Source organism: Streptomyces sp. NPDC047130, from assembly GCF_040643475.1.
Taxonomy (GTDB): domain Bacteria; phylum Actinomycetota; class Actinomycetes; order Streptomycetales; family Streptomycetaceae; genus Streptomyces.
Map to the genome: position 1 here is coordinate 1 of NZ_JBEYUK010000047.1, position 26,832 is coordinate 26,832.

Genomic DNA, 26,832 nt, shown 5'->3' on the forward strand with positions numbered 1-26,832 from the left:
CGTCCCCCCCCCCGTCTCCCCCCACCCCCCGCGCGCCCCCCCCGCCCGGCCGCCGGGGCGGGGGCGTCGCGCGTGGGGGCGTCTGCCGCCCTGCGGGGTGGCCGACGGGAGTCCGGGAAGGGGACGGGGCGGGGGAACGGAACGGTGCTGTCCGCCTGGGCTGTGCTCGCGCCGCGCCGGGGCGGGGTCACACGTACGGTGCGGTCGGCCGGACCGTGGTGGTGCGGGCCGCTCGCCGCGGAGGGTGCCGCCCTGCGCCCGCTCCCGGTGAGCCCGTGCCGCACGGGCGGATCGGCAGAGCCCGTGTCGCACGGGCGGGTCGGCGCGGGGCCGGGGGAGGGTCCTGTCGCGGGAACCGCCGCACCCCCCGCGGAACGGGGGGCCGGGACGACGGCGGTTCCCGCGATGACGCGGAACCGGGTCAGGACCGGGCATCGCGCACGTCGGCCGAGTCGCGGGGAGCCGCTCCCGCCCTCACCGACGACCACCACGATGCCGGACCCGTGTTAAGCCCGTGCTGCGCGCACATGACGCGCGAGTACCACTTACCGCAACGCGCCCCCGCACCGCCGCCGGAGCCGGGCGCGGACCCTCAGCGCTCCCCGCCCTTGGCGAGGAACGACAGCAGGTCCTGCCGGCTGACGACCCCCGTCGGCTTGCCGTCCACCAGCACGATCGCCGCGTCCGCGGACCCCAGCACCGCCATCAGGTCCTCGACCGGCTCGCCGGACCCCACCTGCGGCAGCGGGGCCGACATGTGCCGCTCCAGCGGGTCGTTCAGCTCCGCCCGCTTGGTGAACAGCGCGTCCAGCAGTTCCTTCTCGACGACGGAGCCGACGACCTCCGCCGCCATCACGTCCGGGTGCCCCGCCCCCGGCTTGACGATCGGCATCTGCGAGACGCCGTACTCGCGCAGCACCTCGATGGCCTGGCCGACCGTCTCGTCCGGGTGCATGTGGACCAGCGACGGCATGCCGCCGTCCTTGTCGTCCAGCACGTCGGAGACGCGCGCGCTCGGGCCCGCGTCCTCGAGGAAGCCGTAGTCGGCCATCCACTCGTCGTTGAAGATCTTGCTCATGTACCCGCGGCCGCTGTCCGGCAGCAGCACCACGACCACGTCGTCCGGGCCGAGCTTCCTCGCGACCTCGAGCGCGCCCACCACGGCCATGCCGCAGGAGCCGCCCACCAGCAGGCCCTCCTCCTTGGCGAGGCGACGGGTCATCCGGAAGGAGTCCTTGTCGGAGACGGCGACGATCTCGTCGGCCACCGTCCGGTCGTAGGCGCTGGGCCAGAAGTCCTCGCCGACGCCCTCGACCAGGTACGGGCGGCCGGAGCCGCCGGAGTAGACCGAGCCCTCCGGGTCGGCGCCGATCACCTTGACGCGGCCGTCGCTCGCGTCCTTCAGGTAGCGGCCGGTGCCGGAGATGGTGCCGCCGGTGCCCACGCCCGCGACGAAATGGGTGATCTTCCCCTCCGTCTGCTCCCACAGCTCGGGGCCGGTCGAGTGGTAGTGGGAGAGCGGGTTGTTCGGGTTGGAGTACTGGTCCGGCTTCCAGGCGCCGGGGATCTCCCGGACCAGGCGGTCGGACACGTTGTAGTACGAGTCCGGGTGCTCAGGGTCGACGGCGGTCGGGCAGACCACGACCTCCGCGCCGTACGCCCGCAGCACGTTGATCTTGTCCGTGCTGACCTTGTCGGGGCAGACGAAGACGCACTTGTAGCCCTTCTGCTGCGCCACGATGGCCAGGCCCACACCGGTGTTGCCGCTGGTCGGCTCGACGATGGTGCCGCCCGGCTTCAGCTCGCCGCTCTGCTCCGCCGCCTCGATCATCCGCAGGGCGATGCGGTCCTTCACGGAGCCGCCGGGGTTGAAGTACTCGACCTTGGCGAGGACCGTGGCCTCAATGCCCTCGGTCACCCTGTTGAGCCTCACCAGCGGCGTGTTGCCGACGAGGCTGATCATCGAGTCGTGGAATCGCACCGTTGTCTCCGGTCGCTGTGGTCAATGAATTCGGTGGCCCCCAGCCTACGGGCCCGCCGCGGGCCATGACGCAGAGTCGCCGACTCGTCACGATCACGATTGACGGACCGCCCCCGCGGGGCAAGCAAGGAGTACAGGGCGTGACGGGCCCGTCGGCGACGAGGAGGTGGCGGCGAGGGATGTCGAGCATGTCGAGGGCACGCGTGGCCCGGCGGATCGCGGCCGGCGCCGCGTACGGCGGCGGCGGGATCGGCCTGGCCGGCGCCGCGGCCGCCGGGCTTCTGCTGGCCGAGATCCACCTGGCCCGGCGCACGGTGACCAACGGGCACGACCCGCACGTCCCGAACGCCGACGGCCTCTACGGCGCCGGTTTCGCCGCCCCGGACCGCCCGCCGCTGCGGCTGGCGATGCTGGGGGACTCCACCGCCGCCGGGCAGGGCGTCCACCGGGCGGGCCAGACCCCCGGCGCGCTGCTCGCCTCCGGGCTGGCGGCCGTCGCCGAGCAGCCGGTGCTGCTGCGGGTGGTGGCCGTGCCGGGGGCGACCTCGGACGACCTGGACCGGCAGGTGTCCGAGGCGGTCGCCGAGGAGGCCGGGCCGCCGGACGTCTGCGTGATCATGGTCGGCGCCAACGACGTCACCAGCCGGACGCCGGCCACCCGCTCGGTGCGCTGCCTGGCGGCCGCCGTGCGCAGGCTGCGGACCACGGGGGCGGAGGTGGTCGTCGGCACCTGCCCGGACCTCGGCACCATCGAGCCCATCCAGCAGCCGCTGCGCTGGCTGGCCCGGCGGACCTCGCGGCAGCTCGCCGCCGCCCAGACCATCGGCGCGGTGGAGCAAGGCGGGCGGACCGTCTCGCTGGGCGACCTGCTCGGCCCCGAGTTCGCCGCCCACCCGCGCGAGCTGTTCGGCCCCGACGCCTACCACCCGTCCGCCGAGGGCTACCAGACGGCGGCCATGGCGGTGCTGCCCACCGTCTGCGCGGCGCTGGGACTGTGGCCCGCCGAGGAGGAGCGGCCGGACGCCACCCGCGACGAGGGCTTCCTGCCGGTGGCCCGGGCCGCCGCGGAGGCGGCCGGCGAGGCGGGCACCGAGGTGACGGCGGCCTCGCCGGGCGGGGTGCGCGGGGCCTGGGCGATGCTCAAGCGCCGTCGCCGCCGCCGGGTGAACCCCCCGCCGGTCCACGAGCCGGCCCGGCAGGGCTCCACGCGGGCGTGAGGACGCGCGGAGCGGCGCGAGGCGCCGGTGACGCGGAAGGCGTTCGCCCGACCGGGCATAAGCACCGGGCGTAAACCGTTGCGTCGTGGCAAGGGGGAGGGAAAGATCCTACCCAGGCAGTAGAGCCATGTTTTTGCCTGTCCATTACTCTTGAGGCCAAGGCCACGCAGGGTGGCCATGGAGGAGTGAAATGAGGAGCAGCAACCCGGTCTTCTCGCGACGGGGGTTCAGCCGCGACAACGGCTACGCGGGCTTCAACACCGCGCCGCAGGCCGGGGGAGCAGCTGTCGGCACGCAGGGTGCCAACCCCTACGCGCAGAACCCGTACGCGCAGAACCCCTACGCCCAGCCGGACGCCGCCTACGGCGCGCCCGAGCAGGCCCCGGTCACCGCCGGCCGCATGACGATGGACGACGTCATCATGCGCACGGCGAGCACGCTCGGCGTGCTGATCGTCACGGCCGCCCTCTCCTGGGCGCTGCTGCCGGTCGACATGGCCAACATCAACCGGTCGTACGGCATCGCCATCGGCGCGGCCCTGATCGGCTTCGTGCTGGCCATGGTCCAGTCCTTCAAGCGCAAGGCCTCGCCCGCGCTCATCCTGACCTACGCGGCCTTCGAGGGTGTCTTCCTCGGTGTGCTGTCCAGCGTCGTCGACACGCACATCGCGAGCGGCGCGGCCATGCAGGCCGTGCTGGGCACGATGGCGGTCTTCACCGCGGTGCTGGTCGCGTACAAGATGCGCTGGATCCGCGTGAACCGGCGCTTCGCCGGCTTCGTCATGGCGGCCGCGCTGGGCTTCGTCCTGCTGATGATGGTCAACATGCTGTTCGCCGTCTTCGGCGGCGGTGACGGCCTCGGCTTCCGCAGCGGCGGCATGGGCATCATGTTCGGCATCATCGGCGTGCTCCTGGGCGCGTGCTTCCTGGCCCTCGACTTCAAGCAGGTCGAGGACGGGATCGCGTACGGCGCCCCGCGCGAGGAGTCGTGGATGGCGGCCTTCGGTCTGACGCTGACCCTGGTCTGGATCTACACGGAGTTCCTCCGTCTGATCGCGATCCTGAACAGCAACGACTGATCGCCCCACGCGTGAGGAAGGGCCCCGGGGTCTCCCCGGGGCCCTTCCGGCGTCCGCGGGGCGTGCGGTGGGCGAGGGGCGGGCTAGGCTCGTGGTGTGGTTGATACGACGCCTTTGACCCGAGCCGTGGAACAGTTCGCCGACCGGTTGCGGGCGGCGCCGCAGAGCCGCCTGCAGCGCGGAGCCGCGGGGGAGGCCCTGGGGGTCGCCCGGGAGCTCGCCGCGCGGGCGCAGCGGCTGGAGGCGCCGGGGGAGGCGCCGCGGGAGATGCCGGACGCGGGCATGTTCGCGGTCGCCGACCAGCTGACGGTCGCCGCGCACGACCTCGCGGTGGTGGCCCCCGACGACGGTGCCGTCGCCGAGGCCACCCGCCTCGTCGCCGAGGCCCAGCGCCGAGCCTCGGTCTGACGCCCCGGGGCGCCACCGGCACCGGCCGGCTCGCCCCACCCTTGGCCCGCCCCCTTCCGGGAGGCGCCGAGGTCCGGTTCCGGTCAGGGGCGGCGGCGGGAGGGGGCGAAGCCGCCGGTGGCGTGGACGGCGTTGACGCCGACGATGCCCAGCCAGGCGACGAGCAGCCCCGGCAGCCCCGACGTCCCCGCCCCGATCGCGGACAGCGGCACCGCCAGCACCAGCGACACCACCCCGAACCCGTACCGGTCGCCCCACCCGGACCCCGCCGCCGGTGCGGGGACCCTGGCCGGCGGCGGCCCGGGGACCCGCGCCGCGACGACCCGTTCCTCCCCGTCCCGCCGCCGCATCCGCCGCTCGACCTTGTCGAGGAACGACTCCACCAGCGCGTCCTCGTACTCCGGGCCGAGCTCCCTGCGCGCCGCCAACGTCGCGGCGAGTTCCTGCGCCGTCTCGCCCCGCGTGCGGGCGCCCGCGTCCATACCGGTCATACGCGGCAGGCTAGAGGCGGCGCGGCCGGGCGTCAGTAGGGCTAACCCCCCTCTGCGGGCGAACCCTCGGCGGGCGAGCCCTCGACGGGCGAGCCCTCGGCGGTCTCCGCGAAGGAGACGTCCGCCTCGCACTCCGGCGGCATCTCCGCCGCCGAGGTCGCGCACGTCGCGGGACGCGGCGGGACCGACTCCCCGGGCGACCCGGTCTCCGTGGCGTCCGACGGCGAACAGCCCGCCGCCGCCACGGTGACGCACAGGACGAGCGCGGCCCAGGCCGTGGCCGGGCGCGGACGTGGGTGACCCGGGCGAGCCGTGCGAGCCGTGTGAGTCATGTGGTGTCTCCCCTCTCCCCAGGGCCTGTCCGGCCCCGGGGGAAACCTGCCACAGTCCGCGGCGGAAGGGGTGCCCGAACCGTGAAGATCGATCTTTCTCCGCGGGACGCACTCCCCCCTCCCGCGGCCGCGGCGGCCTGCATAGGGTCGTGCGGAGTGTTCCGCGCGGAGAGGGAGTATGCATGAGCACCACCGGGAGCACCGCCGACGCCCGGCTGCGGGCGCTCTTCGAGGGCCGGCGGCTCACCCCCACGCAGCGCCGCATCGCGCACTGCATGGTGGGCCGCGCCGCCGAGGTGCCGTACCTGTCGAGCGTGGAGGTGGCCGAGCTGGCCGGGGTGAGCCAGCCGTCGGTGACCCGCTTCGCGGTGGCGCTCGGCTTCGACGGCTATCCGGCGCTCCGCCGCCACCTGCGCGAGGTGGTGCCCGCGTCCCCGGCCGGGCGGCCGCCGTCCGAGGAGAAGGCGGAGTCCAACGCCTACCAGCGGGCCGTCGAGGAGGAGATCGCCAACCTGCGCCGCCTCGCGGACGCGCTCGCCGACCCGGCCCCCGTCCGGGAGGCGGGGCGGCTGCTCGCGGCCTCCCGCCCGCTGCCCGTGCTGGGCCTGCGGGCCGCCGCCGCCCAGGCGCGCGGCTTCGCGTACTTCGCCGCCAAGGTCCACCCGGACGTCCGGCCGCTCACCGAGGGCGGCTCGATGCTCCACGACCGGATCGACGGCGCCCGCCGGGCCGGAGCGGACGCGCTGCTCTGCTTCGCGCTGCCCCGGCACCCGAGGGAGACGGTGGAGGCACTGGCCCACGCCCGGGAGGAGGGGCTGACCGTGGTGACCGTCGCGGACTCCGCGTTCGCGCCGGTGGCGCGGGTCTCCGACCTGCTGGTCCCGGCCGCCGTCGGCACCGGCCTGGCCTTCGACACGGCGTGCGGGCCGATGCTGCTGGGCCGGGTGCTGCTGGAGGCCATGTGCGACGGCCTGCCCGAGGCGCAGGCCCGGCTGGAGGAGTTCGACGTCCGCGCGGCGTCCCGCGGACTGTTCGTCGAGTAGCCCTCGGACAGCCCTCGGAAGTCTCGGACAGCCCTCGGAAGCCCTGGGACAGCCTTCCGACAGTCCTCCAAGGCCCTCCGACGGCTCGGCCGTCCTGACGCCGTTTTGACACGCGATGACTACGCTTTCCGTTCGAACGGGTCCGAACGCGGACCGGTCCGCGCACGGCGGACGGGGCGGACGGACCATGAGCCGAGCGCTGGGAGACGAAGGAGGCGGATCGTGGCTCGCGGAGGTCATGGACTGGCTCGGGTGGCCGTGGTCGTACGGGCCGGGGCGGCCCCCCTGTGGTGGCTCGGGCTGCTCGCGGCCGGGGTGGGCGCGGCGCTGCCCGGACTGACGGGGCGGCGGATCGGGTTGTACGCGGGGGCGGCGCTGTTCCTGGTGACCGCCGCCGCGGTGGCCCTCACAGGGCGGAAGCGGTACGCGACGCTGGCGAAGGCCACGTCCAAGGCGGGGCGCAACGACCTGCTGCAGGACCGGGCGGTGTCGGCCCGGCAGTGGCGGCGCGGGCACCGGTGGTGGCTGCTGCTCGCCTTCCTGGCCGCGGTGGGGTCGTCGTGGGCGATGCCGGCGGCCGGCGGGATGGCGCTGGCCGGCGCGGGTGTCGGCCTGTGGCTGAAGGCGGCCTGGCTGGGCCGCCGGGAGCAGGCCGACCAGCTGCTGCTCTGGGTGCGGGTCGACTGGCTGCGGCGCGGCGGCGCCCCGGCCGGGAAGGCCGTCCGGGGCTACCGCGTCACGGGTGTCGCGGCGGGCGACGCGTCCCCCGGAGGGGCGCGGCGCCGCCGTACCGCGGTTCCCGCCTGACCGGGGCGGGACCGTCCGGGCGAGCCCCGGCCGGGACCGGACTCCGGGCGTGCCGGAAGCGGTTCCCGGCCGGGGGTCACACCTCCAGCTCGGACTCGATGCGCTTGAGCTGGTGGCGGGCCATCGCCAGGTTGGAGCGGGTGGCGTCCAGCGCGAGGTAGAGGAACAGCCCGTTCCCGCTGCGGCCCTTGAGCAGCCGGATCAGGTGGTACTGGTCGGTGAGGGTGATCAGGATGTCCTCGATTTCGGACTGGATGCCGAGGTGCTCCATGGTGCGCATCTTGGCGCGCACCACGTCGGTGTTGCCGGCGGCGGCGACATTCAGGTCGAAGTCCTTGCTGCCGCCGAGCGTGCCGAGCGCCATGCCGCTGGTGTAGTCCACCAGCGCGACGCCGGTGGCGCCCTCGATGGTCGTCAGGGCTTCCTTCAGGGCGGTCTCGGTGCTGGACATTGCGGTGTTCCTCTCAACTGTGGGTGGTGGGCGCGGACGCCTCGGTGGTGCGGGGCGGGAGCGCCCGGCTGGTTACGGGCGCGGCCGGTGCGGTGGCGCCGGCGGCGCCGGGGGCCGCGGTGGCCGCCGTGGGGGCCGCCGTGGGGGAGAGGGGGGCGGGTTCGAGGGCGGGAGGGCCGGGGTCGGCGGGATGGGCCGGCTGCCCGTCGACGAGCTCGCCGATCCGGGCGGCGCAGCGACGGCCCTCCAGGTGCAGCCGGCCCAGGTTCACCCCGTCCTCGGCGAGCAGGGTGAGCACGGTGGAGCGGCCGGCGGCGTAGGTGGCCAGGTAGCCGGAGCCGCCGCGGACGACCAGTTCCCGGGGGGCGCCGCGGCCGGTCCCCTCGGCCAGCCGCAGCACGGCGGCGAGGACCGTGGTCGTCAGCGCGGCGGCCTCCTCGGCCGCCACGCCGGGGGCGTCCTCGGCCAGCACCGCGCCGTCGGCCGAGGTGGCGAGGGCGCCGGTCAGCTGGAACATCCGGGAGCGCAGGCGGCGCAGCTCCGCGCGGACCTCGGCCTCCACGGCGAGCGACTGCTTCCTCCCGGCACGCTGCCGGAGCGCGCGGATCACAGGGCCTCCAGGGCGGCGCGCAGTCTGGTGAGCAGGGCGACGTCGGGGTCGGCGAAGTGGGTGGGCGGCACCTGCGACCCGGTGGCGGTCACGGGTGTCCGGGGCGGCGGCACCGCGGGCACCGCCGGCACCGTCGGCGCCACCGGGGGATGCGGCGGCTGCGGCGGGACGGCGCGCGGCGCGGGCGGGGCGGCGGGGGTGCGGCCGGCGCGGTGGCGGCCTCCGCCGGGCGGGCGGGGCGGCAGGGGAACGTCCACGTCGGGGTGGTGGCGGGCCGGCTGCTGGAGGCCGTCGTCCGGCGGGCGGACCGCGGGCCGGGCGGGCTGCGGCGCCAGGGGCGGCAACGGCTGCACGGGCGGCACCACCGGGGCGGGCCGCGGGGCGGGCCGCGGGGCGGACGGTGGCGCGGGCCGCGGGGCAGCCGCGGGCGCCGGACGGGGCCGGGCGGTGGGCTGCTCCGGCAGCGGGGTGGCGGTGTCCGCGGGTGCGGGCGCGGATGCGGATCCGGCCGCGGATGCCGGGGCGGGCGAGGGCACTGCTGCGGCTGCCGGTGCCGGGGCGGGCTCGGCGGGCTCTGCGGGGGCCGGTGGGGACGGCGGCCGTGCGGGGCGGTGGGTGGCGGCGACCAGGCCGGCGGCGGCCAGCCGGCGCAGGTCCACCAGGGTGTGGAAGGCGGGGCGGCCCAGCGCCCGGGCGATGTCGGTGGCGGTGCGCCGGCCGTCCACCAGCTCCATGATCGCCTTGCGGCGCGCACAGACCGGGGCCGGGCCGTCGGAGCGGATCAGGCTCAGCGGGGCGGTGTCGGTGGACGGGTCGGGCCAGATGCGGTTGAGCAGGGAGCGCCGCCGCATGGTCTCCCGTTCCAGCGCCGACACCGGGACCGGCCGCACCGGGCCCATCCAGTGCCAGGCGCCGTAGCGGAAGTGGCCGGGCGCGCTGCTCGGGGCGAGCGCGAAGTAGGCGGCGTCGAAGACGCTCCCGAGGTGGCAGAGCTCCAACTGCCCCTGCGAGAGCATCCCCTGCGAGATCAGCGTGCGGCCGACGGACCGCTCCGGATCCGCCTCCGCGCCCTCCACGGCCCGTCTCCAGCCCTCCGGGTCGATCGCGCCGGCGGCGGTGAGCAGGACGTCGATGCCGGGGGTCGCCGGGCTCTCGGCGTGCACCACCCGGCCCTCGGACAGGTACAGCGTGCCGCGCTCGCGGACCAGGACGCCCGTGGCGTTCTCCGCCGCCAGCCGGTTCAGCATCGGCGAGACGCTGCCCCAGGGGCGCTGCCGGGCGGTGGACGGGTCCCGCACCGGCAGGCGGGGCGGCGGGGGCGGGGGCGTTCCCACGGGGGTCATGCCAGCACCAGCCGTTCCACCAGGTTCCCGAGGCGGATCCGGGCGAGCGCGAGGTTGCCCTCGTCGCGGTCCAGCCACAGGTGGAGGAAGACGTTGCTCTCGTAGGTGGCCCGCAGGAAGCGGAGCACGTGGTAGCTGTCGCGGTTGCTGATGATCACGTCCTCGACCGGGGGGTCGGAGCCGTCCCAGTCGGCGCCCTCGTCGGGGGTGAACGCGCCGTGCTCGGCCGCGAGCCGGGCCAGTTCGGCGGCCTCGGCCGCCGCGGTGTCGTGGTCCTCGCCGCCGGGAGGGTCGCCGACCGTGCCGAGGGGCAGCCCGCTGGTCCAGTCGACCAGGGCGGCGCCCCTGGCCCCGGGCAGCCGCATGACTTCCAGCAGACACTCGTCGATTCCAGGCACGCGTGGTCCCCTCCACCCGGTGTTCGGCTGAACGACGGAGACGTTACGCAGGGATCGCGGACGCGGGTGAGCGTTCTGGCATTTTCCGGCGGAACATGCCGCGCCCCCACTATCGTGGGTCAACTGCCCTCCGGAGCCCTCCTTTTGGCCCCCGTCCGCCCCTGCCGGCCCCGGGAACCGAGGTCCCGCGCGGACAACGGGACACCGTCCGTGCCGTTCCGCGGACACCTCGCCTCCGCAGGCGACGGCTCCCTCCACCGGCCCTCGGGGCCGCCCGCGCGCAGGACGCCGAGGCGGACGGGCGGGCGCGCGCGGCGGGGTGTCCGGGGGCCGGTGCGGGGCGGCTCGGCGGTGTTGACCGGGGATATTCACGTCGACAGGATGTGAATAATCCTCACCGTCGAGCAGGAGGCGTCCGGCATGCCAGCGACCCCCCGCCCCGTCCGCTCCCCCCGCGGAACCGACCTCACCGCCGCCGGCTGGCAGCAGGAGGCCGCCCTGCGGATGCTGCAGAACAACCTCGACCCGGAGGTCGCCGAGCACCCCGACCGCCTGGTGGTCTACGGCGGCACCGGCAAGGCCGCCCGCGACTGGCGCAGCTTCGACGCCATGGTCCGCACCCTCCGCACGCTGAAGCAGGACGAGACGATGCTCGTCCAGTCCGGCCGCCCCGTCGGCGTGATGCGGACCCACGAGTGGGCACCCCGCGTCCTGATCGCCAACTCCAACCTGGTGGGCGACTGGGCCAACTGGGAGGAGTTCCGCCGCCTGGAGGCCCTCGGCCTGACCATGTACGGGCAGATGACCGCCGGATCGTGGATCTACATCGGCACCCAGGGCATCCTCCAGGGCACCTACGAGACCTTCGCCGCCGTCGCCGCGAAGAAGTTCGGCGGCAGCCTGGCCGGCACCATCACCCTCACCGCCGGCCTCGGCGGCATGGGCGGCGCCCAGCCGCTGGCGGTCACCATGAACGAGGGCGTCGCGATCTGCGTGGACTGCGACCCCCGCGCCGTCGAACGCCGCATCGAGCACCGCTACCTGGACGTCCGCGCCGACTCCCTCGACCACGCGCTCCACCTCGCCGTGGAGGCCCGCGACGCCCGTCGCCCGCTGTCCGTCGGCGTCCTCGGCAACGCCGCCGACGTGGTCCCGCGACTGCTCGCCATGGGCGCGCCCGTCGACGTCGTCACCGACCAGACCTCCGCGCACGACCCGCTCAGCTACCTCCCCGTCGGCGTCGAGTTCGACGAGATGGCGTCGTACGCGGCGAAGGACCCGGCCGGCTTCACCACCCGTGCCCGCGAATCGATGGCCCGTCACGTGGAGGCGATGGTCGGCTTCCAGGACGCCGGCGCCGAGGTCTTCGACTACGGCAACTCCATCCGCGGCGAGGCCCGGCTCGCCGGCTACGACCGCGCGTTCGCCTTCCCCGGCTTCGTGCCCGCCTACATCCGCCCGCTGTTCTGCGAGGGCAAGGGCCCGTTCCGCTGGGCGGCGCTCTCCGGCGACCCGGCGGACATCGCGGCCACCGACCGCGCGGTCCTCGACCTGTTCCCGGAGAACGAGTCGCTGGCCCGCTGGATCGAGCTCGCCGGGGAGCGAGTGAAGTTCCAGGGCCTGCCCGCCCGCATCTGCTGGCTCGGCTACGGCGAGCGCGACAAGGCCGGCGAGCGGTTCAACGACATGGTGGCGAGCGGCGAACTGAAGGCCCCCGTGGTCATCGGCCGCGACCACCTGGACTGCGGCTCCGTCGCCTCCCCCTACCGGGAGACGGAGGCCATGCTCGACGGCTCCGACGCCATCGCCGACTGGCCCCTGCTCAACGCCATGGTCAACGTGGCCTCCGGCGCCTCCTGGGTCTCGCTGCACCACGGCGGCGGCGTCGGCATGGGCCGTTCGATCCACGCCGGCCAGGTCACCGTCGCCGACGGCACCCCGCTGGCCGGGGAGAAGATCCGCCGGGTCCTCACCAACGACCCCGGCATGGGCGTCGTCCGCCACGTCGACGCCGGGTACGACACCGCCGGGACGGTGGCCGAGGAACACGGTGTGCGCATCCCGATGCGGGAGGGGGAGGACGCGTGAGCGGGCCCGCCCCCCGCACCGCGCCCGACGGCCCCCGGGGCGCCTCGTTCCAGGAGATGTGGCGGGACCTGGCCGGCATCGGCCGGGACCGCTCCTCCGGCGGCTACCGGCGGTTCGCCTGGACGGCCGCCGACGGCGACTGCCGGGCCTGGTTCCGCGAACAGGCCGAGGCCCGCGGACTGACCGTGGAGACCGACCGCAACGGCAACCAGTGGGCGTGGCTGGGCGACCCGGCCGCCGGGGACGCCGTGGTGACCGGCTCCCACCTGGACTCCGTGCCGGACGGCGGGGCCTTCGACGGCCCGCTCGGCGTGGTGTCCGCCTTCGCCGCCCTCGACGAACTCCGCGCCCGCGGCGTGCCGTTGGCCCGCCCGCTCGCCGTGGTCAACTTCGGCGACGAGGAGGGCGCCCGGTTCGGCCTGGCCTGCGTCGGCTCCCGCCTCACCGCCGGGCTGCTCACCCGCGAGGAGGCCCACCGGCTCACCGACGCCGACGGCGTCACCCTGCCCCGCGCGCTGGAGGCCGCCGGACACGACCCGGATGCCATCGGCGCCGACCCCGAACGCCTCGCCCGCATCGGCGCGTTCGTCGAACTCCACATCGAGCAGGGGCGGGCCCTGGACCTCACCGGCGACGCCGTCGGCGTGGCGAGCGCCGTCTGGCCGCACGGCCGCTGGCGGTTCGACTTCCACGGCGAGGCCAACCACGCCGGGACCACCCGCCTCGCCGACCGCCGCGACCCGATGCTGCCCTACGCCGAGACCGTCCTCGCCGCCCGCCGGGAGGCCGTCCGGGCCGGAGCCGTCGCCACCTTCGGCAAGGTCGCCGTCGACCCCAACGGCGTCAACGCCGTACCCTCCCTGGTCCGCGGCTGGCTGGACTCCCGGGCCGCCGCCCAGGACGCCCTGGACGACGTGGTCGGCGCCGTGGAACGCGCCGCCCGCGCCGCCGCCGAGGAGCACGGCGTCCGGCTCGAGGTGGCCCGCGAGTCGTTCACCCCGGAGACCCGCTTCGACCACGCGCTGCGCGACCGGCTCGCCGCCCTCCTCGGCGGCGGAGGCGAGGGCGCAGGCGAGAGGGCACGTGAGAGGGCACGCGAGGGCGTGCGCGACGGTGGCCCCCGGCCCGTCCCCGTCCTGGGCACCGGCGCCGGACACGACGCCGGAATCCTCGCCGGGAGCATCCCCACCGCCATGCTGTTCGTGCGCAACCCCACCGGCGTCTCCCACTCCCCGGCCGAGCACGCCGCCGAGGACGACTGCGCCGCGGGGGTGCGCGCCCTCGCCGACGCCCTGGAAGGACTGGCCCGCGCGTGACACCCCCCGAGACCCGCCGGCCGCGCTCCTACTGGCTGGAGCACGCCCTGCTCACGGCCGACGGCCCGGTCCGCCCCGGCGTCCTGGTGGAGACCGGCCCGGACGGCCGGATCACCGCCCTCACCGAGGACACCCCGGCGCCCCCGCCCGGCGCCGAGCCGCTGCGCGGCCTCACCCTGCCGGGCCTGGCCAACGCCCACTCGCACGCCTTCCACCGGGCCCTGCGCGGCGTCGTCCAGGCAGACCGGGGCACCTTCTGGACCTGGCGCGAGGTCATGTACCAGGTGGCCGGCCGGCTCGACCCGGACTCCTACCTGGCGCTCGCCCGCGCCGTCTACGCCGAGATGGCCCTGGCCGGCATCACCGCCGTCGGGGAGTTCCACTACCTGCACCACGCCCCCGGCGGCGCCCGCTACGACGACCCCAACGCCATGGGCGCCGCGCTGATCGAGGCCGCCGCCCAGGCCGGCGTCCGCATCACCCTGCTGGACACCGCCTACCTGTCCGCCGGCTTCGGCGCACCCCCCACCGAGCCCCAACTGCGCTTCTCCGACGGCGACGCCGAGGCGTGGGCGGCCCGTGCCGCCCTGCTGAAGGACACCGGCCACGCCCGGATCGGCGCCGCGGTCCACTCCGTGCGCGCCGTGCCCGCCGACCAGCTCGCCGTCGTCGCCCGCTGGGCCGGGGAACGCGGCGCCCCGCTGCACGTCCACCTCTCCGAGCAGCCCGCCGAGAACGAGGCATGCCTGGCCGCCCACGGCCGCACCCCGGCCCGCCTGCTCGCCGACCACGGCGTGCTCGGCCCGCGCACCACCGGCGTCCACAACACCCACCTCACCGACGCCGACGTCGCGCTGATCGGCGGCTCGGGCACCGGTACCTGCATGTGCCCCACCACCGAACGCGACCTCGCCGACGGCATCGGCCCCGCGCCCGCCCTCCAGCGCGCCGGGTCGCCGCTCAGCCTCGGCTCCGACAGCCACGCCGTGATCGACCTGTTCGAGGAGGCGCGCGCCCTGGAGCTCGACGAGCGGCTGCGCACCCGGGTCCGCGGCCACTGGAGCGCCGGAGCGCTGCTGCGGGCCGCCACCGCCGACGGCCACGCCGCCCTGGGCCGCCCCGAGGCGGGCAGGCTCGAACCCGGGGCGCCGGCCGACTGGACGACCGTCGCCCTGGACACCGTCAGAACCGCGGGCCCGCCGCCCGGACGGGGCGCGGAGACCGCCGTATTCGCCGCGACGGCCGCGGACGTGCGGCACACCGTGTGCGCGGGCCGCCACGTGGTCCGCGACGGCACGCACACCCTGGTACCGGAGCCCGCCCGCGAACTGGCCTCGGCCGTCGCCCTTCTGCGCACAGGACAGGCATGAACAGCACCCCCGACATCCCCGACACCCCCGACACCGCAGGCGCCCGCAGCACGGCGAGCACCACCCTGATCGACAACATCGCCCACCTGGTCACCAACGACCCCTCCCTCGGCTCCTCCCGGGACCCCTCACCGCTCGGCGTGGTCCGTGACGCCGCCGTCGTGATCGAGGGCGACCGCGTCGTGTGGACCGGTATGTCCAGGAAAGCACCCGCCACCGACAACCGGGTCGACGCGGGCGGCCGGGCCCTGCTGCCGGGCTTCGTCGACTCCCACACACACCTGGTCTTCGCCGGGGACCGCACCGAGGAGTTCAACGCCCGCATGTCCGGCCGCCCCTACACGGCGGGCGGCATCCGCACCACCGTCGCGGCCACCCGCGCGGCCACCGAGGAGGAACTCGAGGCCAACCTGGTGCGGCACCTGCGGGAGGCGCTGCGCCAGGGCACCACCACCGTGGAGACCAAGTCGGGATACGGCCTCACCGTCGAGGACGAGGCCCGCTCGCTGCGCGTCGCCGCCCGCCACACCGACGAGGTCACCTACCTCGGCGCGCACGTCGTCGCCCCCGAGCACGCCGACGACCCCGCCGCCTACGTCGAGCTGGTCACCGGGGAGATGCTGGACGCCTGCGCCCCGCACGCCCGCTGGGTCGACGTCTTCTGCGAACGCGGCGCCTTCGACGGCGACCAGGCCCGCGCCGTCCTCACCGCGGGCCGCGAACGGGGTCTGCTCCCGCGCGTCCACGCCAACCAGCTCGGCCACGGGCCGGGCGTGCGCCTGGCGGTGGAACTGGGCGCGGCCAGCGCCGACCACTGCACCCACCTCAGCGACGCCGACGTGGACGCCCTGGCGAGCAGCGGGGGGCGGACCGTGGCCACCCTGCTGCCCGGCGCGGAGTTCTCCACCCGGGCGCCCTGGCCGGACGCCAGGCGGCTGCTCGACGCCGGGGCGACCGTCGCGCTCTCGACGGACTGCAACCCGGGATCGTCGTACACGTCGTCCATGGGGTTCTGCGTCGCCCTCGCCGTGAGGGACATGGGCATGACGCCCGACGAGGCGGTGTGGGCGGCCACCGCGGGCGGCGCGGCCGCGCTGCGCCGCGCGGACGTCGGGCGGATCGCGCCCGGCGCCCGCGCGGACCTGCTGCTCCTTGACGCACCCAGCCACGTGCACCTGGCCTACCGGCCGGGCGTCCCGCTGGTGGCGGGAGTGTGGCGGGGCGGCGTCCGCGAGGTGTGAAGCCCCCGAGGCTCCCCACACCCGGCGGCGGTCCTACTCCTCGCCGGTGAGCCCCCGGCGCAGCTTGACCAGGGTGCGGGAGAGCAGCCGGGAGACGTGCATCTGCGAGATGCCGAGCTCCTCGCCGATCTCGGACTGGGTCATGTTGGCCGTGAACCGCAGCGAGAGGATCCTCCGCTCACGGGCCGGGAGGCCGGCGATCAGGGGCTTGAGCGACTCGATGTACTCGACGCCCTCCAGATCGTCGTCCTCGTAGCCGATGCGGTCCGCGAGGGCGCCCTCCGAGTCGTCCTCCTCGGGCTGGGCGTCCAGCGAGGAGGCGGTGTAGGCGTTCGACGCGACCATGCCCTCCAGGACCTCGTCACGCGAGAGGTCCAGGTGATCGGCGAGCTCGCCCACGGTCGGGGCGCGGTCCAGCCGCTGCTGCAGCTCGTCGGTCGCCCTGGCCAGGTCCAGCCGCAGCTCCTGCAGCCGGCGCGGGACCCGCACCGACCACGAGGTGTCGCGGAAGAAGCGCTTGATCTCGCCGATGATCGTCGGCATGGCGAACGTGGGGAATTCCACACCGCGGCTCAGCTCGAACCGGTCGATCGCCTTGATCAGGCCGATGGTGGCGACCTGGATGATGTCGTCCATCGGTTCGCTGCGGGAGCCGAACCGGGAGGCGGCGAACTTCACCAGGGCGAGGTTCAGCTCGACCAGGGTGTTGCGGACGTAGCTGTGCTCCGCGGTGCCCTCCTCGAGCGACTCCAGCCGCTCGAACAGGGCCTTGGAGAGGGCGCGGGCGTCGGCCGCGCGGACCTCCGCGTAGTGCGGGATCTCGGGAAGCCCGTCCAGGAGGCCGCCGGGATCCACGGGGGGAGCGGTGCCGGCGGGGCCGGGACGGACGTCGACGCGGCCCTCGGGGGCGGTCTCGGTCCGCTGGTGGGGGAAGGGCTGCTCGGGGAGCGTCTCGACCGCTGTGAGGGACGAGTTCTCCGGACGGGACTGGGGCGGGATTGCCGACGTCGCTCTGGGGGTATGCGATGCGTCGAGCCGGGGTGACATGAAGTCCTCCATCGTTCTCGGCATATGGCTGCCGATGCCAGTACGTGCGCTTCTGCGGTGTGCGGCGCCTCCAAAGCCGGCCGGTGCGGATGTGTTCTCATCAGCCCTACCCGCTCGAGCAACAAGACCGCAAGTACGCTCTGTACGCTTATGTCCCGCTTCTTATGATTGTGCGGCTGCCGAATCACGCACGAAGGGCGTAGGGTTCGGTGGCGGTACTCAGCAGATCGGACGTCGAGAGAGAGACGGCAATGGACCACGGGACGGTCGGCAGCGCGCAGTCGGGCCGGCTTCTGGTGGAGGTACGGGAAGAGGGAGCCAGTGCCGTCGTGATCCCGGCAGGCGAACTCGACCACCACACCGCCGAACTCCTCCGCGAGCCTCTGGAGCGCAACCTGGCGAAGGGGCGCACCCGGCTCGTGGTGGACTGCTCCCGGCTGGAGTTCTGCGACTCCACGGGACTGAACGTGTTGCTCGGCGCCCGCCTGAAGGCGGAAGAGGCCGGCGGCGGTATCCACCTGGTGGCGATGCGGCCCGCGGTGGCACGCGTCTTCGAGATCACCGGCGCGGACACGGTCTTCTCCGTGCACGACACGGTGGAGGGCGCACTGGCCGAGGGCACGGGAGCCGGCTGATCGGTGACAGGGGTCACGCAGGGCGATCCGGTCGCGCCTGTTCGTGACATTGTGTGCTGAATCGGTGAAAGATGGCGGATAGGGCGAAACGGGGCGAATCGGTGAGTGTTCCGACGTCCGGGGCGGGCAGGAGAAGTGCAGAGGACAGGGGGCGCCCCGGACGGGGCCGGGCCGTTGGCTCGAACCGTTCGGGACGCTCCGGTAAACCCGAGTCCACATGTGACCTGGTGAATCGGTGAGGTGAAGCGCTGATGAGCACCACCCGGCCCTACCCGCCGGGCGACCGCGGCCCGCAGCCCGGCGGCGCTTCCGCCCCCCCACGCATCACGACGGTGAACGGGACGTCTCCTGCTCTGCGACAGGCGGCGGCGGCTGCGAACGGAGGCGCGCCGGTGGCGCCGGAGGTACGGCAACTCAATCTGGCGGGGGAGAGCGGCGTCGTCCCCCTCGCCCGGGACTTCACGCGGCAGGCCCTGTACGCGTGGGGCTGGTTGCCGTCGTCCACGGACGACGGTCGGGCGGCGGCGGAGGACGTGCTGCTGATCGTCTCCGAACTGGTCACCAACGCGTGCCTGCACGCGGAGGAACCGGAGGCGCTGACGCTCACCTTCGACCGGAAGACGATCCGGGTCGCGGTCACGGACCGGGGAGAGGGCCAGCCGACGCCGCGGACGCCGCACCAGGCCGGGCGGCCCGGTGGGCACGGCATGTTCATAGTCCAGCGGCTGTCGATGGACTGGGGGGTCGCCGCGGCCCCCGAGATCCCCGGCAAGACCGTCTGGGCCGACCTCGCCCGCCCCACCACCTCCTGACCCCCGCCCCGCCGCCCTCCCGGCGGCCCCGCACCCCCCTCCCGGCCCCGCCCTCACCGGCGGGGCCGAGTCGTTTCCTCCCCCGAAACCGCCGTGATCTTCGACACCGCAGGCGCACGCCCCCGCGCGCCTGCGAAACGGAGCCTCCGGCCGCCTCCCGGCCCGACCGTGCGCTCGTCGCCCTGCTCGCACGCCCACGCGCCGACGGACGCCGCCAGGGCCCGTCCCGGAACCATGAACCGGTACGCGCCCCCCACGAGGCCGCCAGGGCGCCCGCCGGCCCCGGCACGGCCTCCCGCAGGCGTCCGGCACGCCGGTCGTCGTCCCGGGCCCGGCGAAGGGCCGGCCCGCGCGGGCACGGCCGGACCGGGCGCCCGGGCGACGTGGGGCGGCGGGCAAACGGCGAAGGGCCGTGCGGGGATGCGGCGCGGAAGCGGCGAAGGGGCCGTGCGGCGATGCGGCGACGGAAACGGCGAAGGGGCCGTCCCGGTACCGGGACGGCCCCTTCGGGGGTGGGTGGCGTCAGCGGACGTCGCCCATGAGCTGCTTGACCTTGTTGCGGTACATGTAGACCGCGAAGCCGGCGAACACGGCGAGCGCCGCCTCCATCGCCACGAAGCCCGTGCGGTCGAGGTTGACCCCCGCCTCCGCGACCAGACCCGTGACCGCGTCACCCGCGGTGACCGCCAGGAACCAGACACCCATCATCTGGGAGGCGTACTTCGCGGGAGCCATCTTGGTGGTGACCGAGAGGCCGACCGGCGAGAGCATCAGCTCACCCACGGTCTGGCAGAAGTAGATCAGGACCAGCCACCACGGCGAGACCTTGCCGTCGCCCGAGGCCGTCAGCGGCAGCAGGAAGACGAAGAAGGAGATGCCGACCAGCGCCAGACCGCCCGCGAACTTCGCGATGGTGCTGGGCTCCTTGTCCTTGCGCGCCAGGGCGAGCCAGATCGTGGCGAAGACCGGGGCCAGCGCCATGATCAGGACCGGGTTGACCGACTGGAACCAGGAGACCGGGAACTCCCAGCCGAAGACCTTGTTGTCGACGTGCTCGTCGGCGAAGAGCGACAGGGTCGAGCCACCCTGGTCGTAGATCATCCAGAAGATCGCGGCGGCGACGAAGAACCAGACGTAGCCGGAGACCTTGGACTGCTCGGTCGCGGTGAGCTCCTTGTCGCGCTTGATGCGGACCAGGACGGAGACCGGGACGACCAGGCCGAGGATCAGCAGCGGAACCGTGGCCCACTTCAGCGTGAAGGAGCCGGTCATCGCGACGATGCCGTAGAAGACGACCGCGACGAGCAGCCAGAACATGGCCTTGCGGATCGTGGCGGCGCGCTCGGCGGCCGACAGCGGCTTCGGCACGATGCTCGACTCGGCGGCCAGGTGGCGGGTGCCGAGCAGGAACTGCACCAGGCCGAGGCCCATGCCGACGGCGGCGAGGGCGAAGCCCAGGTGCCAGCTGACGGTCTGGCCGACGGTGCCGATGATCAGCGGAGCGGCGAAGGCACCCATGTTGATGCCCATGTAGAAGAGGGTGAAGCCGCCGTCACGGCGCGGGTCGTCCGGGCCGTCGTAGAGGTGGCCGACCATCGTCGAGATGTTGGCCTTCAGCAGGCCGGAGCCGACGGCCACGAAGAGCAGGCCGACGTAGAAGATGGCGTCCAGCGGGAGCGCCAGCAGCAGGTGGCCGGCCATGATGATGCCGGCCGCGATCGCGGTGGTCTTGCGCGCGCCCCAGACGCGGTCGCCGAACCAGCCGCCGGGCATCGCGAGCAGGTACACCGTGGCCACGTACACGGAGTAGACGGCCACCGCCGTGGTGGCGCCGAGGGCCAGGCCCTCCTCCGCCACCAGGTACAGCGGGAGCAGCGCGCGCATGCCGTAGTAGGAGAACCGCTCCCACATCTCGGTCATGAAGAGGGTGGCCAGGCCGCGGGGGTGGCCGAAGAAAGTCTTCTCGCCGCCGGGAGCCGGGGGTGAGGACTTCGTCAGGCTGGACGCCATGGTCGTTCCTTGCTGGTCGGGACGCGCGCATGGGTGGTCGCGCGCCCGGTGGGGGGAGGCCGGCACCGGCGTCGTCCAACCGGTCCCTCGTGGGGAGGCTCGTTCCCTCGGGGAAGGAGCGGGGAGGACGGCCCCGGGATCCACGCCCCGTGCGTGTTCGACGCACGGGACCCGGCCACAGGTCGTTTCACTTCGTCGGCCGGCGGGAACCGGCCCGCACTCGAAGGCGACGTTCCGCGCGACAGGCAGGAGTCGCCATATGAGGCCATCGCCATTAGAGCAGAGAAAAAGCCGCACAAATAGAGGGGAAGGGGGCATATGAGGCGATGATCACACTCGTCCCCACCCGGTAGCGGCACATCCACCCTCTCATGCTGACGAATCCGGACGGAAACGGGTCCCGTGCAGGTGGGAGGGGTTCCGGCGCCCCCGGAGAACCGGCTTCCACGGCGGACTCCGGCTCCCGGCACGGCGGGACTACCATCACCCCATGACCCGTGTACTGCTCGCCGAGGACGACTCGTCCATCTCTGAGCCGCTGGCCCGCGCGCTGCGCAGGGAGGGCTACGAGGTCGAGGTGCGCGAGGACGGCCCGGCCGCCCTCGACGCCGGACTGCGGGGCGGGGTGGACCTGGTCGTGCTCGACCTGGGCCTGCCCGGCATGGACGGGCTGGAGGTCGCCCGCCGGCTGCGCGCCGAGGGGCTCAGCGTGCCCATCCTCATCCTGACCGCCCGGGCGGACGAGGTGGACACCGTGGTCGGCCTCGACGCCGGCGCGGACGACTACGTCACCAAGCCGTTCCGGCTGGCCGAGCTGCTCGCCCGGGTCCGGGCCCTGCTCCGGCGCGGCGCCGCGGAGCCGCAGCAGCCGCCGGCCATCCACGGCGTGCGGATCGACGTCGAGTCGCACCGCGCCTGGATGGGCGAGGAGGAGCTCCAGCTCACCGCGAAGGAGTTCGACCTGCTGCGCGTCCTGGTCCGGGACGCCGGCCGGGTGGTCACCCGCGACCAGCTGATGCGCGAGGTCTGGGACACCACCTGGTGGTCGTCGACCAAGACCCTCGACATGCACATCTCCTGGCTCCGCAAGAAGCTCGGCGACGACGCGGCCAACCCCCGCTACATCGCCACCGTGCGCGGCGTGGGCTTCCGCTTCGAGAAGAGCTGACACCCTTCCCCCATGCGCCGCCGCCTGATCCAGTCCACCCTGCTCGTGGTCCTCGTGGTGATCGCCGTGTTCGGCGTCTCCCTCGTCCTGGTGGAGACCCGCACCATCACCGCCAGCGCCCAGGAACGGGTGGAGTCGGAGGCGGTCCGGCTGGCCAGCATCGTCGACGCCCGGGTGCTGGGCCAGGAGCAGGTCAGCGCCGCCATCCTGGAGAACCAGATCGAGCCCGGACGGCACGCGGTGATCACCCTGCCCGGCCGGGAGCCGATCGAGGTCGGCGACAAGCCGTCCGGCGACGTCATCCACGCCACCACCCGCGGCGAGGGCGGCGAGACCGTCCGTGTCGAGGAGCCCCGCTCCCGGGTGACCCGCGAGGTGGGGCGCACGCTGCTGATCATCGCCGGGGTGGCGCTGCTCGCGGTGGTCGCCGCGATCCTGCTGGCCGTCCGCCAGGCCAACCGGCTCGCCTCGCCGCTCACCGACCTCGCCGAGACCGCGGAACGGCTCGGTTCCGGTGACCCCAGGCCCCGGAACAAGCGCTACGCCGTGCCGGAGCTGGACCGGGTCGCCGACGTGCTCGACCGGTCCGCGGAACGGATCGGGCGGATGCTGACCGCCGAGCGCCGGCTCGCCGCGGACGCCTCCCACCAGCTGCGCACACCGCTCACCGCGCTCTCCATGCGGCTGGAGGAGATCACCCTCACCGACGACCTGAAGACCGCGCGGGAGGAGGCCGCCATCGCCCTCACCCAGGTCGAGCGGCTCACCGACGTGGTGCAGCGCCTGCTCACCAACGCGCGCGACCCGCGCACCGGCTCCGCGGTCTCCTTCGACATCGACGAGGTCATCCAGCAGCAGATCGCCGAGTGGCGGCCCGCCTACCGCAGCGCCGGCCGGGCCATCGTCACCTCCGGCAAGCGGCACCTGGAGGCGATGGGCACGCCCGGCGCCGTCGCGCAGGTGCTGGCGGCGCTGATCGAGAACTCGCTGATGCACGGCGGCGGCACGGTGGCGCTGCGCACCCGCGTGGTCGGCAACCAGGCCGTCGTCGAGGTGACCGACGAGGGGCCGGGCATCCCCGCCGACCTGGGCGCGCGCATCTTCGAGCGGACGATCAGCGGCCACAACTCCACCGGCATCGGTCTCGCCGTCGCCCGGGACCTCGCCGAGGCGGACGGGGGACGGCTCGAGATGCTCCAGGCGCAGCCGCCGGTGTTCGGCCTCTTCCTCAGCCGCCCGCTGCCGGAGCGCCCCGGCGGCAAGCCCTCGGGTTCGACGGTCCGCTGACGGCGCCGGAGGTCAGGGCCGCCCGACGCGCTCCGCCGAGCGCCCCTGCGGGTGGACCCGTGACGGGCGCGGGCAGGGCTCGGGCAGCGCCCGGAAGACCCAGGTCCGGTAGGACCAGAACCGGAACAGCGTGGCGATCCCGACGCCCACGAACTTGAAGACGTTGTTCTGCAGCGGGGTGTCCCAGCCCATCCCGTAGGTGGCCGCGAACAGCACGCCGTTCTCGATGACCAGGCCGACGCCGCTGAAGACCAGGAACAGCGTCATCTCCCGGGTCCGGTGGCTGCGGTCCCGGTCCCGGTAGGTGAAGTAGCGGAAGCCGACGTAGTTGAAGACGATGGCCAGCGCGGTGGCGGCGACACCGGCACGGCCCGGGCGGACACCCGTGTGGAGCAGTACGTTGAAGGCGGCGAAGTTGACCAGCAGGCCCGCCCCGCCGACCGCCCCGAACTTGACGACCTCACGCCACAGGGCGCGCACCCGGCGGCGGAACCCGTCCGGCGCGGCGGTGCGAAACAGCTCACTGCCCATCGCTGCCCAGCCCCGTTCATGTGATCGACGTCAACTCAGTCATGCTAACCACGCCCCCTCCGGCGTCGCGCGCCCAACGACGCCCGGGTGCGCCATACGGACGGAAGTGGTACCCGACTGGCCGGTTTCCGCCCCGGAGCGGGGAGCCGAGGCGGAAAGAAGGGCACGGACGCACGCCCGATACCCTTGACGCGTGACGTTCCCGGTAGTCGGCATGATCGGCGGCGGCCAGCTCGCGCGCATGACGCACGAGGCAGGCATCCCGCTCGGCATCCGTTTCAAGCTGCTCAGTGACACCCCGCAGGACTCCGCGGCCCAGGTCGTGAACGAGGTCGTCATCGGCGACTATCGCGATCTGGACACCCTCCGCGCGTTCGCCCGCGGCTGCGATGTCATCACCTTCGACCACGAGCACGTGCCCACCGAGCACCTGCGGGCGCTGGAGGCGGACGGCATCGCCGTCCGCCCCGGCCCGGACGCGCTGGTGCACGCCCAGGACAAGGGCGTGATGCGGGCGAAGCTCACCGAGATCGGCGTGGCCTGCCCCCGGCACCGCATCGTCGCCGACCCGGCCGACGTGGCCGCCTTCGCGGCGGAGGGCGCCGCCGGGGGCGACGGCTTCCCGGTCGTCCTCAAGACCGTCCGCGGCGGGTACGACGGCAAGGGCGTGTGGGTGATCAAGGGCGCCGAGGACGCCGCGATCACCGAGCCGTTCAAGGCCGGCGTCGCCGTGCTGGCCGAGGAGAAGGTGGACTTCGTCCGCGAGCTCGCCGCCAACGTGGTGCGCTCCCCGCACGGCCAGGCGGTCGCCTACCCGGTCGTCGAGTCCCGCCAGGTCGCCGGCGTCTGCGACACCGTGATCGCCCCGGCCCCCGACCTCGACGACGACCTGGCGGCCGAGGCCGTGCGGATGGCGCTCACCATCGCCAAGGAGCTCGGCGTGGTCGGCCACCTCGCCGTCGAGCTGTTCCAGACCCGCGACGGCCGCATCCTGGTCAACGAGCTGGCCATGCGCCCGCACAACTCCGGCCACTGGTCCATGGACGGCGCGGTCACCTCGCAGTTCGCCAACCACGTGCGGGCCGTCCTCGACCTGCCGCTCGGCGACCCGCGCCCCCGCCAGCCGTGGACCGTGATGGTCAACGTCCTCGGCGGCGACTACCCCGACATGTACTCGGCGTACCTGCACTGCATGGCACGGGACCCCCAGCTGAAGATCCACATGTACGGCAAGGACGTGAAGCCCGGCCGCAAGGTGGGTCACGTCAACACCTACGGCGACGACCTGGACGACGTCCTGGAGCGCGCCACGCACGCGGCCCACTACCTGAGGGGAACCATCACCGAATGAGCAGCGAAGCGCCGCTGGTCGGCATCGTCATGGGGTCGGACTCCGACTGGCCCGTGATGGAGGCCGCCGCCCAGGCCCTCGATGAGTTCGAGATCCCCTACGAGGTGGACGTCGTCTCCGCCCACCGGATGCCCCGCGAGATGGTCGCCTACGGCGAGCAGGCCGCGGAGCGCGGACTCAGGGCGATCGTCGCGGGCGCCGGCGGCGCCGCCCACCTGCCGGGCATGCTCGCCTCGGTGACCCCACTGCCCGTCATCGGCGTGCCGGTGCCGCTGAAGTACCTGGACGGCATGGACTCGCTGCTCTCCATCGTCCAGATGCCGGCCGGCGTGCCGGTCGCCACGGTTTCCGTCGGCGGCGCGCGCAACGCCGGCCTGCTGGCGGCCCGGATCCTCGCCGCGCACGACCCGGCGCTGCTGGAGCGGATGCGGGAGTTCCAGCAGGAGCTCAACGACCAGGCCACCGAGAAGGGCCGCCGGCTGCGCGCCAAGGCCATGGGGGAGAGCCGGTGAGCGCCTCCTCCCTGGAGCGCGCACGCGAGCTGCTGCGCGAGTTCCCGGTCGTCGACGGCCACAACGACCTGCCCTGGGCGCTGCGCGAGCAGGTCGGCTACGACCTCGACGCCCGCGACATCGCCGCCGACCAGAGCGCCGCGCTCCACACCGACCTCGGCCGGCTGCGCGAGGGCTGCGTGGGCGCCCAGTACTGGTCGGTGTACGTGCCCTACGAGCAGCCGTACCCGCTGGCCGCGACACTGGAGCAGATCGACTGCGTCCGGCAGCTCCTCGACCGGTACCCGGGCGACCTGCGCGCCGCCCGCACCGCGGACGACCTGGAGGCCGCCCGCGCGGAGGGCCGCATCGCCTCGCTGATGGGCGCGGAGGGCGGGCACTCCATCGAGAACTCGCTGGGCGCGCTGCGGATGCTGTACGCGCTCGGCGTGCGGTACATGACCCTCACCCACAACAGCAACGTCGACTGGGCGGACTCCGCCACCGACGAGCCGCGGCACGGCGGGCTCACCGCCTTCGGCCGGGCCGTGGTCCGGGAGATGAACCGCGAGGGCATGCTGGTCGACCTCTCCCACGTGGCCGCCACGACCATGCGGGACGCGCTGGACGCCTCCGCGGCGCCGGTGATCTTCTCCCACTCCTCCGCCCGGGCGGTCTGCGACCACCCGCGGAACGTCCCGGACGACGTGCTGGAGCGACTGCGGGCCAACGGGGGCGTCGCGATGGCGACCTTCGTGCCCAAGTTCGTCCTCCAGGCGGCGGTCGACTGGACGGTCGAGGCGGACGAGAACCTGCGGGCGCACGGCTTCCACCACCTCGACACCTCACCGGAGGCGATGAAGGTCCACCGGGCCTTCGAGGAGGCACACCCGCGCCCCAGGGCGACGGTGTCGACCGTGGCCGACCACCTCGACCACATGCGGGAGGTCGCCGGCGTCGACCACATCGGGGTCGGCGGCGACTACGACGGCACGGCGTTCCTGCCGGAGGGGCTGCAGGACGTCGCGGGGTACCCGAACCTGGTGGCCGAGCTGCTGGACCGGGGCTGGTCCCGGGAGGACCTCGCGAAGCTCACGTGGGGCAACGCGGTGCGGGTCCTGCGCGACGCCGAGGCCGTCTCCCGCGACCTGAGGTCCACCACCGCCCCTTCCCACGCGACGATCACCGCCCTCGACGCGTAACCCCCACCCCGGCCCGCACCCCACCGGCCCCGCGCACTCGGCACCATGCCGCTGACACCTGCTCACCTTCCAGCCCAATCGATGCTCAAAAGCCGCTCACCATGGCCACCTCGGTGCAATGGCA

General features: G+C 74.2%; 26 protein-coding genes. 16 read left to right on the plus strand and 10 right to left on the minus strand.

From position 1 onward, the window contains the following. Positions 1–592: 592 nt before the first annotated feature. Entirely contained in the window at positions 593–1,981 is a 1,389-nt protein-coding gene (locus tag ABZ836_RS29630; protein WP_356135460.1) for a cystathionine beta-synthase, read from the minus strand. A 179-nt stretch (positions 1,982–2,160) separates the two neighbouring features. Here ABZ836_RS29630 and ABZ836_RS29635 point away from each other — a divergent pair, with 179 nt between their 5' ends. The 3 genes from ABZ836_RS29635 (at position 2,161) to ABZ836_RS29645 (ending at position 4,684) form a co-directional block, all read left to right on the plus strand. Further along, entirely contained in the window at positions 2,161–3,198 is a 1,038-nt protein-coding gene (locus ABZ836_RS29635) for an SGNH/GDSL hydrolase family protein (protein ID WP_356135458.1), read from the plus strand. 190 nt (positions 3,199–3,388) lie between these two features. Beyond that, the gene (locus ABZ836_RS29640; protein ID WP_356135455.1) at positions 3,389–4,276 is read left to right on the plus strand and encodes a Bax inhibitor-1/YccA family protein; all 888 of its coding nucleotides are present in this window, start codon (positions 3,389–3,391) and stop codon (positions 4,274–4,276) included. A gap of 96 nt (positions 4,277–4,372) precedes the next feature. Next, positions 4,373–4,684: a hypothetical protein gene (locus ABZ836_RS29645; protein ID WP_361147334.1), complete on the plus strand. Its 312-nt coding sequence runs from the start codon at positions 4,373–4,375 to the stop codon at positions 4,682–4,684. 83 nt (positions 4,685–4,767) lie between these two features. Here ABZ836_RS29645 and ABZ836_RS29650 read toward each other — a convergent pair whose 3' ends face one another. Both ABZ836_RS29650 and ABZ836_RS29655 read right to left on the minus strand, forming a co-directional pair. Further along, on the minus strand, positions 4,768–5,175 hold the full coding sequence (locus ABZ836_RS29650) for a hypothetical protein (protein ID WP_356135449.1): 408 nt from the start codon (positions 5,173–5,175) through the stop codon (positions 4,768–4,770). A gap of 41 nt (positions 5,176–5,216) precedes the next feature. After that, positions 5,217–5,507 carry a hypothetical protein gene (locus tag ABZ836_RS29655; protein WP_361147338.1) on the minus strand — a complete coding sequence of 97 codons (291 nt, stop codon included), beginning with the start codon at positions 5,505–5,507 and terminating at the stop codon, positions 5,217–5,219. Positions 5,508–5,689: 182 nt separating this feature from the next. Here ABZ836_RS29655 and ABZ836_RS29660 point away from each other — a divergent pair, with 182 nt between their 5' ends. Together ABZ836_RS29660 and ABZ836_RS29665 are read left to right on the plus strand one after the other, a co-directional pair. Beyond that, entirely contained in the window at positions 5,690–6,550 is an 861-nt protein-coding gene (locus ABZ836_RS29660; protein ID WP_361147341.1) for a MurR/RpiR family transcriptional regulator, read from the plus strand. A gap of 222 nt (positions 6,551–6,772) precedes the next feature. After that, positions 6,773–7,357 (plus strand): hypothetical protein, encoded by a 585-nt coding sequence (locus ABZ836_RS29665; RefSeq protein ID WP_361147344.1) that lies wholly within the window; start codon positions 6,773–6,775, stop codon positions 7,355–7,357. Between the two features lie 76 nt (positions 7,358–7,433). Here ABZ836_RS29665 and ABZ836_RS29670 read toward each other — a convergent pair whose 3' ends face one another. From ABZ836_RS29670 to ABZ836_RS29685, 4 genes are read right to left on the minus strand one after another with little or no spacing between them, the layout of a single operon-like run. After that, positions 7,434–7,808, minus strand: a complete 375-nt coding sequence (locus ABZ836_RS29670; protein ID WP_356135443.1) for a hypothetical protein — start codon at positions 7,806–7,808, stop codon at positions 7,434–7,436. 13 nt (positions 7,809–7,821) lie between these two features. Continuing rightward, entirely contained in the window at positions 7,822–8,418 is a 597-nt protein-coding gene (locus ABZ836_RS29675; protein ID WP_361147348.1) for a roadblock/LC7 domain-containing protein, read from the minus strand. Further along, a complete protein-coding gene (locus ABZ836_RS29680; protein WP_361147350.1) occupies positions 8,415–9,761 on the minus strand; it encodes a hypothetical protein in 1,347 nt (448 codons plus the stop codon). Before ABZ836_RS29680 ends, ABZ836_RS29675 begins: the two co-directional genes overlap by 4 nt. Beyond that, positions 9,758–10,159, minus strand: a complete 402-nt coding sequence (locus tag ABZ836_RS29685) for a hypothetical protein (RefSeq protein ID WP_361147353.1) — start codon at positions 10,157–10,159, stop codon at positions 9,758–9,760. The genes ABZ836_RS29680 and ABZ836_RS29685 overlap by 4 nt, the downstream gene beginning before the upstream one ends. 420 nt (positions 10,160–10,579) lie before the next feature. Between ABZ836_RS29685 and hutU the strand changes: the two genes are divergently transcribed. From hutU to hutI, 4 genes are read left to right on the plus strand one after another with little or no spacing between them, the layout of a single operon-like run. Then, on the plus strand, positions 10,580–12,247 hold the full coding sequence (hutU, locus tag ABZ836_RS29690) for a urocanate hydratase (protein ID WP_356135435.1): 1,668 nt from the start codon (positions 10,580–10,582) through the stop codon (positions 12,245–12,247). A gap of 56 nt (positions 12,248–12,303) precedes the next feature. After that, positions 12,304–13,563 (plus strand): allantoate amidohydrolase, encoded by a 1,260-nt coding sequence (locus ABZ836_RS29695; protein ID WP_361147370.1) that lies wholly within the window; start codon positions 12,304–12,306, stop codon positions 13,561–13,563. After that, entirely contained in the window at positions 13,560–14,933 is a 1,374-nt protein-coding gene (locus ABZ836_RS29700; protein WP_361147356.1) for a formimidoylglutamate deiminase, read from the plus strand. Before ABZ836_RS29695 ends, ABZ836_RS29700 begins: the two co-directional genes overlap by 4 nt. Further along, positions 14,930–16,174 (plus strand): imidazolonepropionase, encoded by a 1,245-nt coding sequence (hutI, locus tag ABZ836_RS29705; protein ID WP_361147359.1) that lies wholly within the window; start codon positions 14,930–14,932, stop codon positions 16,172–16,174. Before ABZ836_RS29700 ends, hutI begins: the two co-directional genes overlap by 4 nt. Before the next feature lie 33 nt (positions 16,175–16,207). Here hutI and ABZ836_RS29710 read toward each other — a convergent pair whose 3' ends face one another. Beyond that, a complete protein-coding gene (locus ABZ836_RS29710; protein WP_356135553.1) occupies positions 16,208–17,233 on the minus strand; it encodes an RNA polymerase sigma factor SigF in 1,026 nt (341 codons plus the stop codon). Between the two features lie 239 nt (positions 17,234–17,472). Between ABZ836_RS29710 and ABZ836_RS29715 the strand changes: the two genes are divergently transcribed. Next, a complete protein-coding gene (locus tag ABZ836_RS29715) occupies positions 17,473–17,856 on the plus strand; it encodes an STAS domain-containing protein (RefSeq protein WP_151774511.1) in 384 nt (127 codons plus the stop codon). A gap of 251 nt (positions 17,857–18,107) precedes the next feature. Continuing rightward, positions 18,108–18,668 (plus strand): ATP-binding protein, encoded by a 561-nt coding sequence (locus tag ABZ836_RS29720; protein ID WP_356135429.1) that lies wholly within the window; start codon positions 18,108–18,110, stop codon positions 18,666–18,668. A 522-nt stretch (positions 18,669–19,190) separates the two neighbouring features. Here ABZ836_RS29720 and ABZ836_RS29725 read toward each other — a convergent pair. After that, positions 19,191–20,678 (minus strand): oligopeptide:H+ symporter, encoded by a 1,488-nt coding sequence (locus tag ABZ836_RS29725; protein WP_356135427.1) that lies wholly within the window; start codon positions 20,676–20,678, stop codon positions 19,191–19,193. Between the two features lie 490 nt (positions 20,679–21,168). On the opposite strand from ABZ836_RS29725, the gene ABZ836_RS29730 reads away from it, so the two are divergent. Together ABZ836_RS29730 and ABZ836_RS29735 are read left to right on the plus strand one after the other, a co-directional pair. After that, positions 21,169–21,846 (plus strand): response regulator transcription factor, encoded by a 678-nt coding sequence (locus tag ABZ836_RS29730; RefSeq protein WP_356135425.1) that lies wholly within the window; start codon positions 21,169–21,171, stop codon positions 21,844–21,846. A gap of 12 nt (positions 21,847–21,858) precedes the next feature. Continuing rightward, on the plus strand, positions 21,859–23,133 hold the full coding sequence (locus tag ABZ836_RS29735) for an ATP-binding protein (RefSeq protein ID WP_356135423.1): 1,275 nt from the start codon (positions 21,859–21,861) through the stop codon (positions 23,131–23,133). A 12-nt stretch (positions 23,134–23,145) separates the two neighbouring features. Here the strand turns inward: ABZ836_RS29735 and ABZ836_RS29740 are convergent, their stop codons facing one another. Further along, positions 23,146–23,664, minus strand: a complete 519-nt coding sequence (locus ABZ836_RS29740; protein ID WP_361147365.1) for a GtrA family protein — start codon at positions 23,662–23,664, stop codon at positions 23,146–23,148. 193 nt (positions 23,665–23,857) lie between these two features. Between ABZ836_RS29740 and ABZ836_RS29745 the strand changes: the two genes are divergently transcribed. The 3 genes from ABZ836_RS29745 to ABZ836_RS29755 are packed head-to-tail and all read left to right on the plus strand — an operon-like array spanning position 23,858 to position 26,708. Then, complete coding sequence (locus ABZ836_RS29745) at positions 23,858–25,015, plus strand: 5-(carboxyamino)imidazole ribonucleotide synthase (protein WP_356135419.1); 1,158 nt, start codon at positions 23,858–23,860, stop codon at positions 25,013–25,015. Then, positions 25,012–25,527 carry a 5-(carboxyamino)imidazole ribonucleotide mutase gene (gene purE, locus ABZ836_RS29750; protein ID WP_356135417.1) on the plus strand — a complete coding sequence of 172 codons (516 nt, stop codon included), beginning with the start codon at positions 25,012–25,014 and terminating at the stop codon, positions 25,525–25,527. Before ABZ836_RS29745 ends, purE begins: the two co-directional genes overlap by 4 nt. Continuing rightward, positions 25,524–26,708 carry a dipeptidase gene (locus tag ABZ836_RS29755; RefSeq protein ID WP_356135416.1) on the plus strand — a complete coding sequence of 395 codons (1,185 nt, stop codon included), beginning with the start codon at positions 25,524–25,526 and terminating at the stop codon, positions 26,706–26,708. The genes purE and ABZ836_RS29755 overlap by 4 nt, the downstream gene beginning before the upstream one ends. Positions 26,709–26,832: the final 124 nt, after the last annotated feature.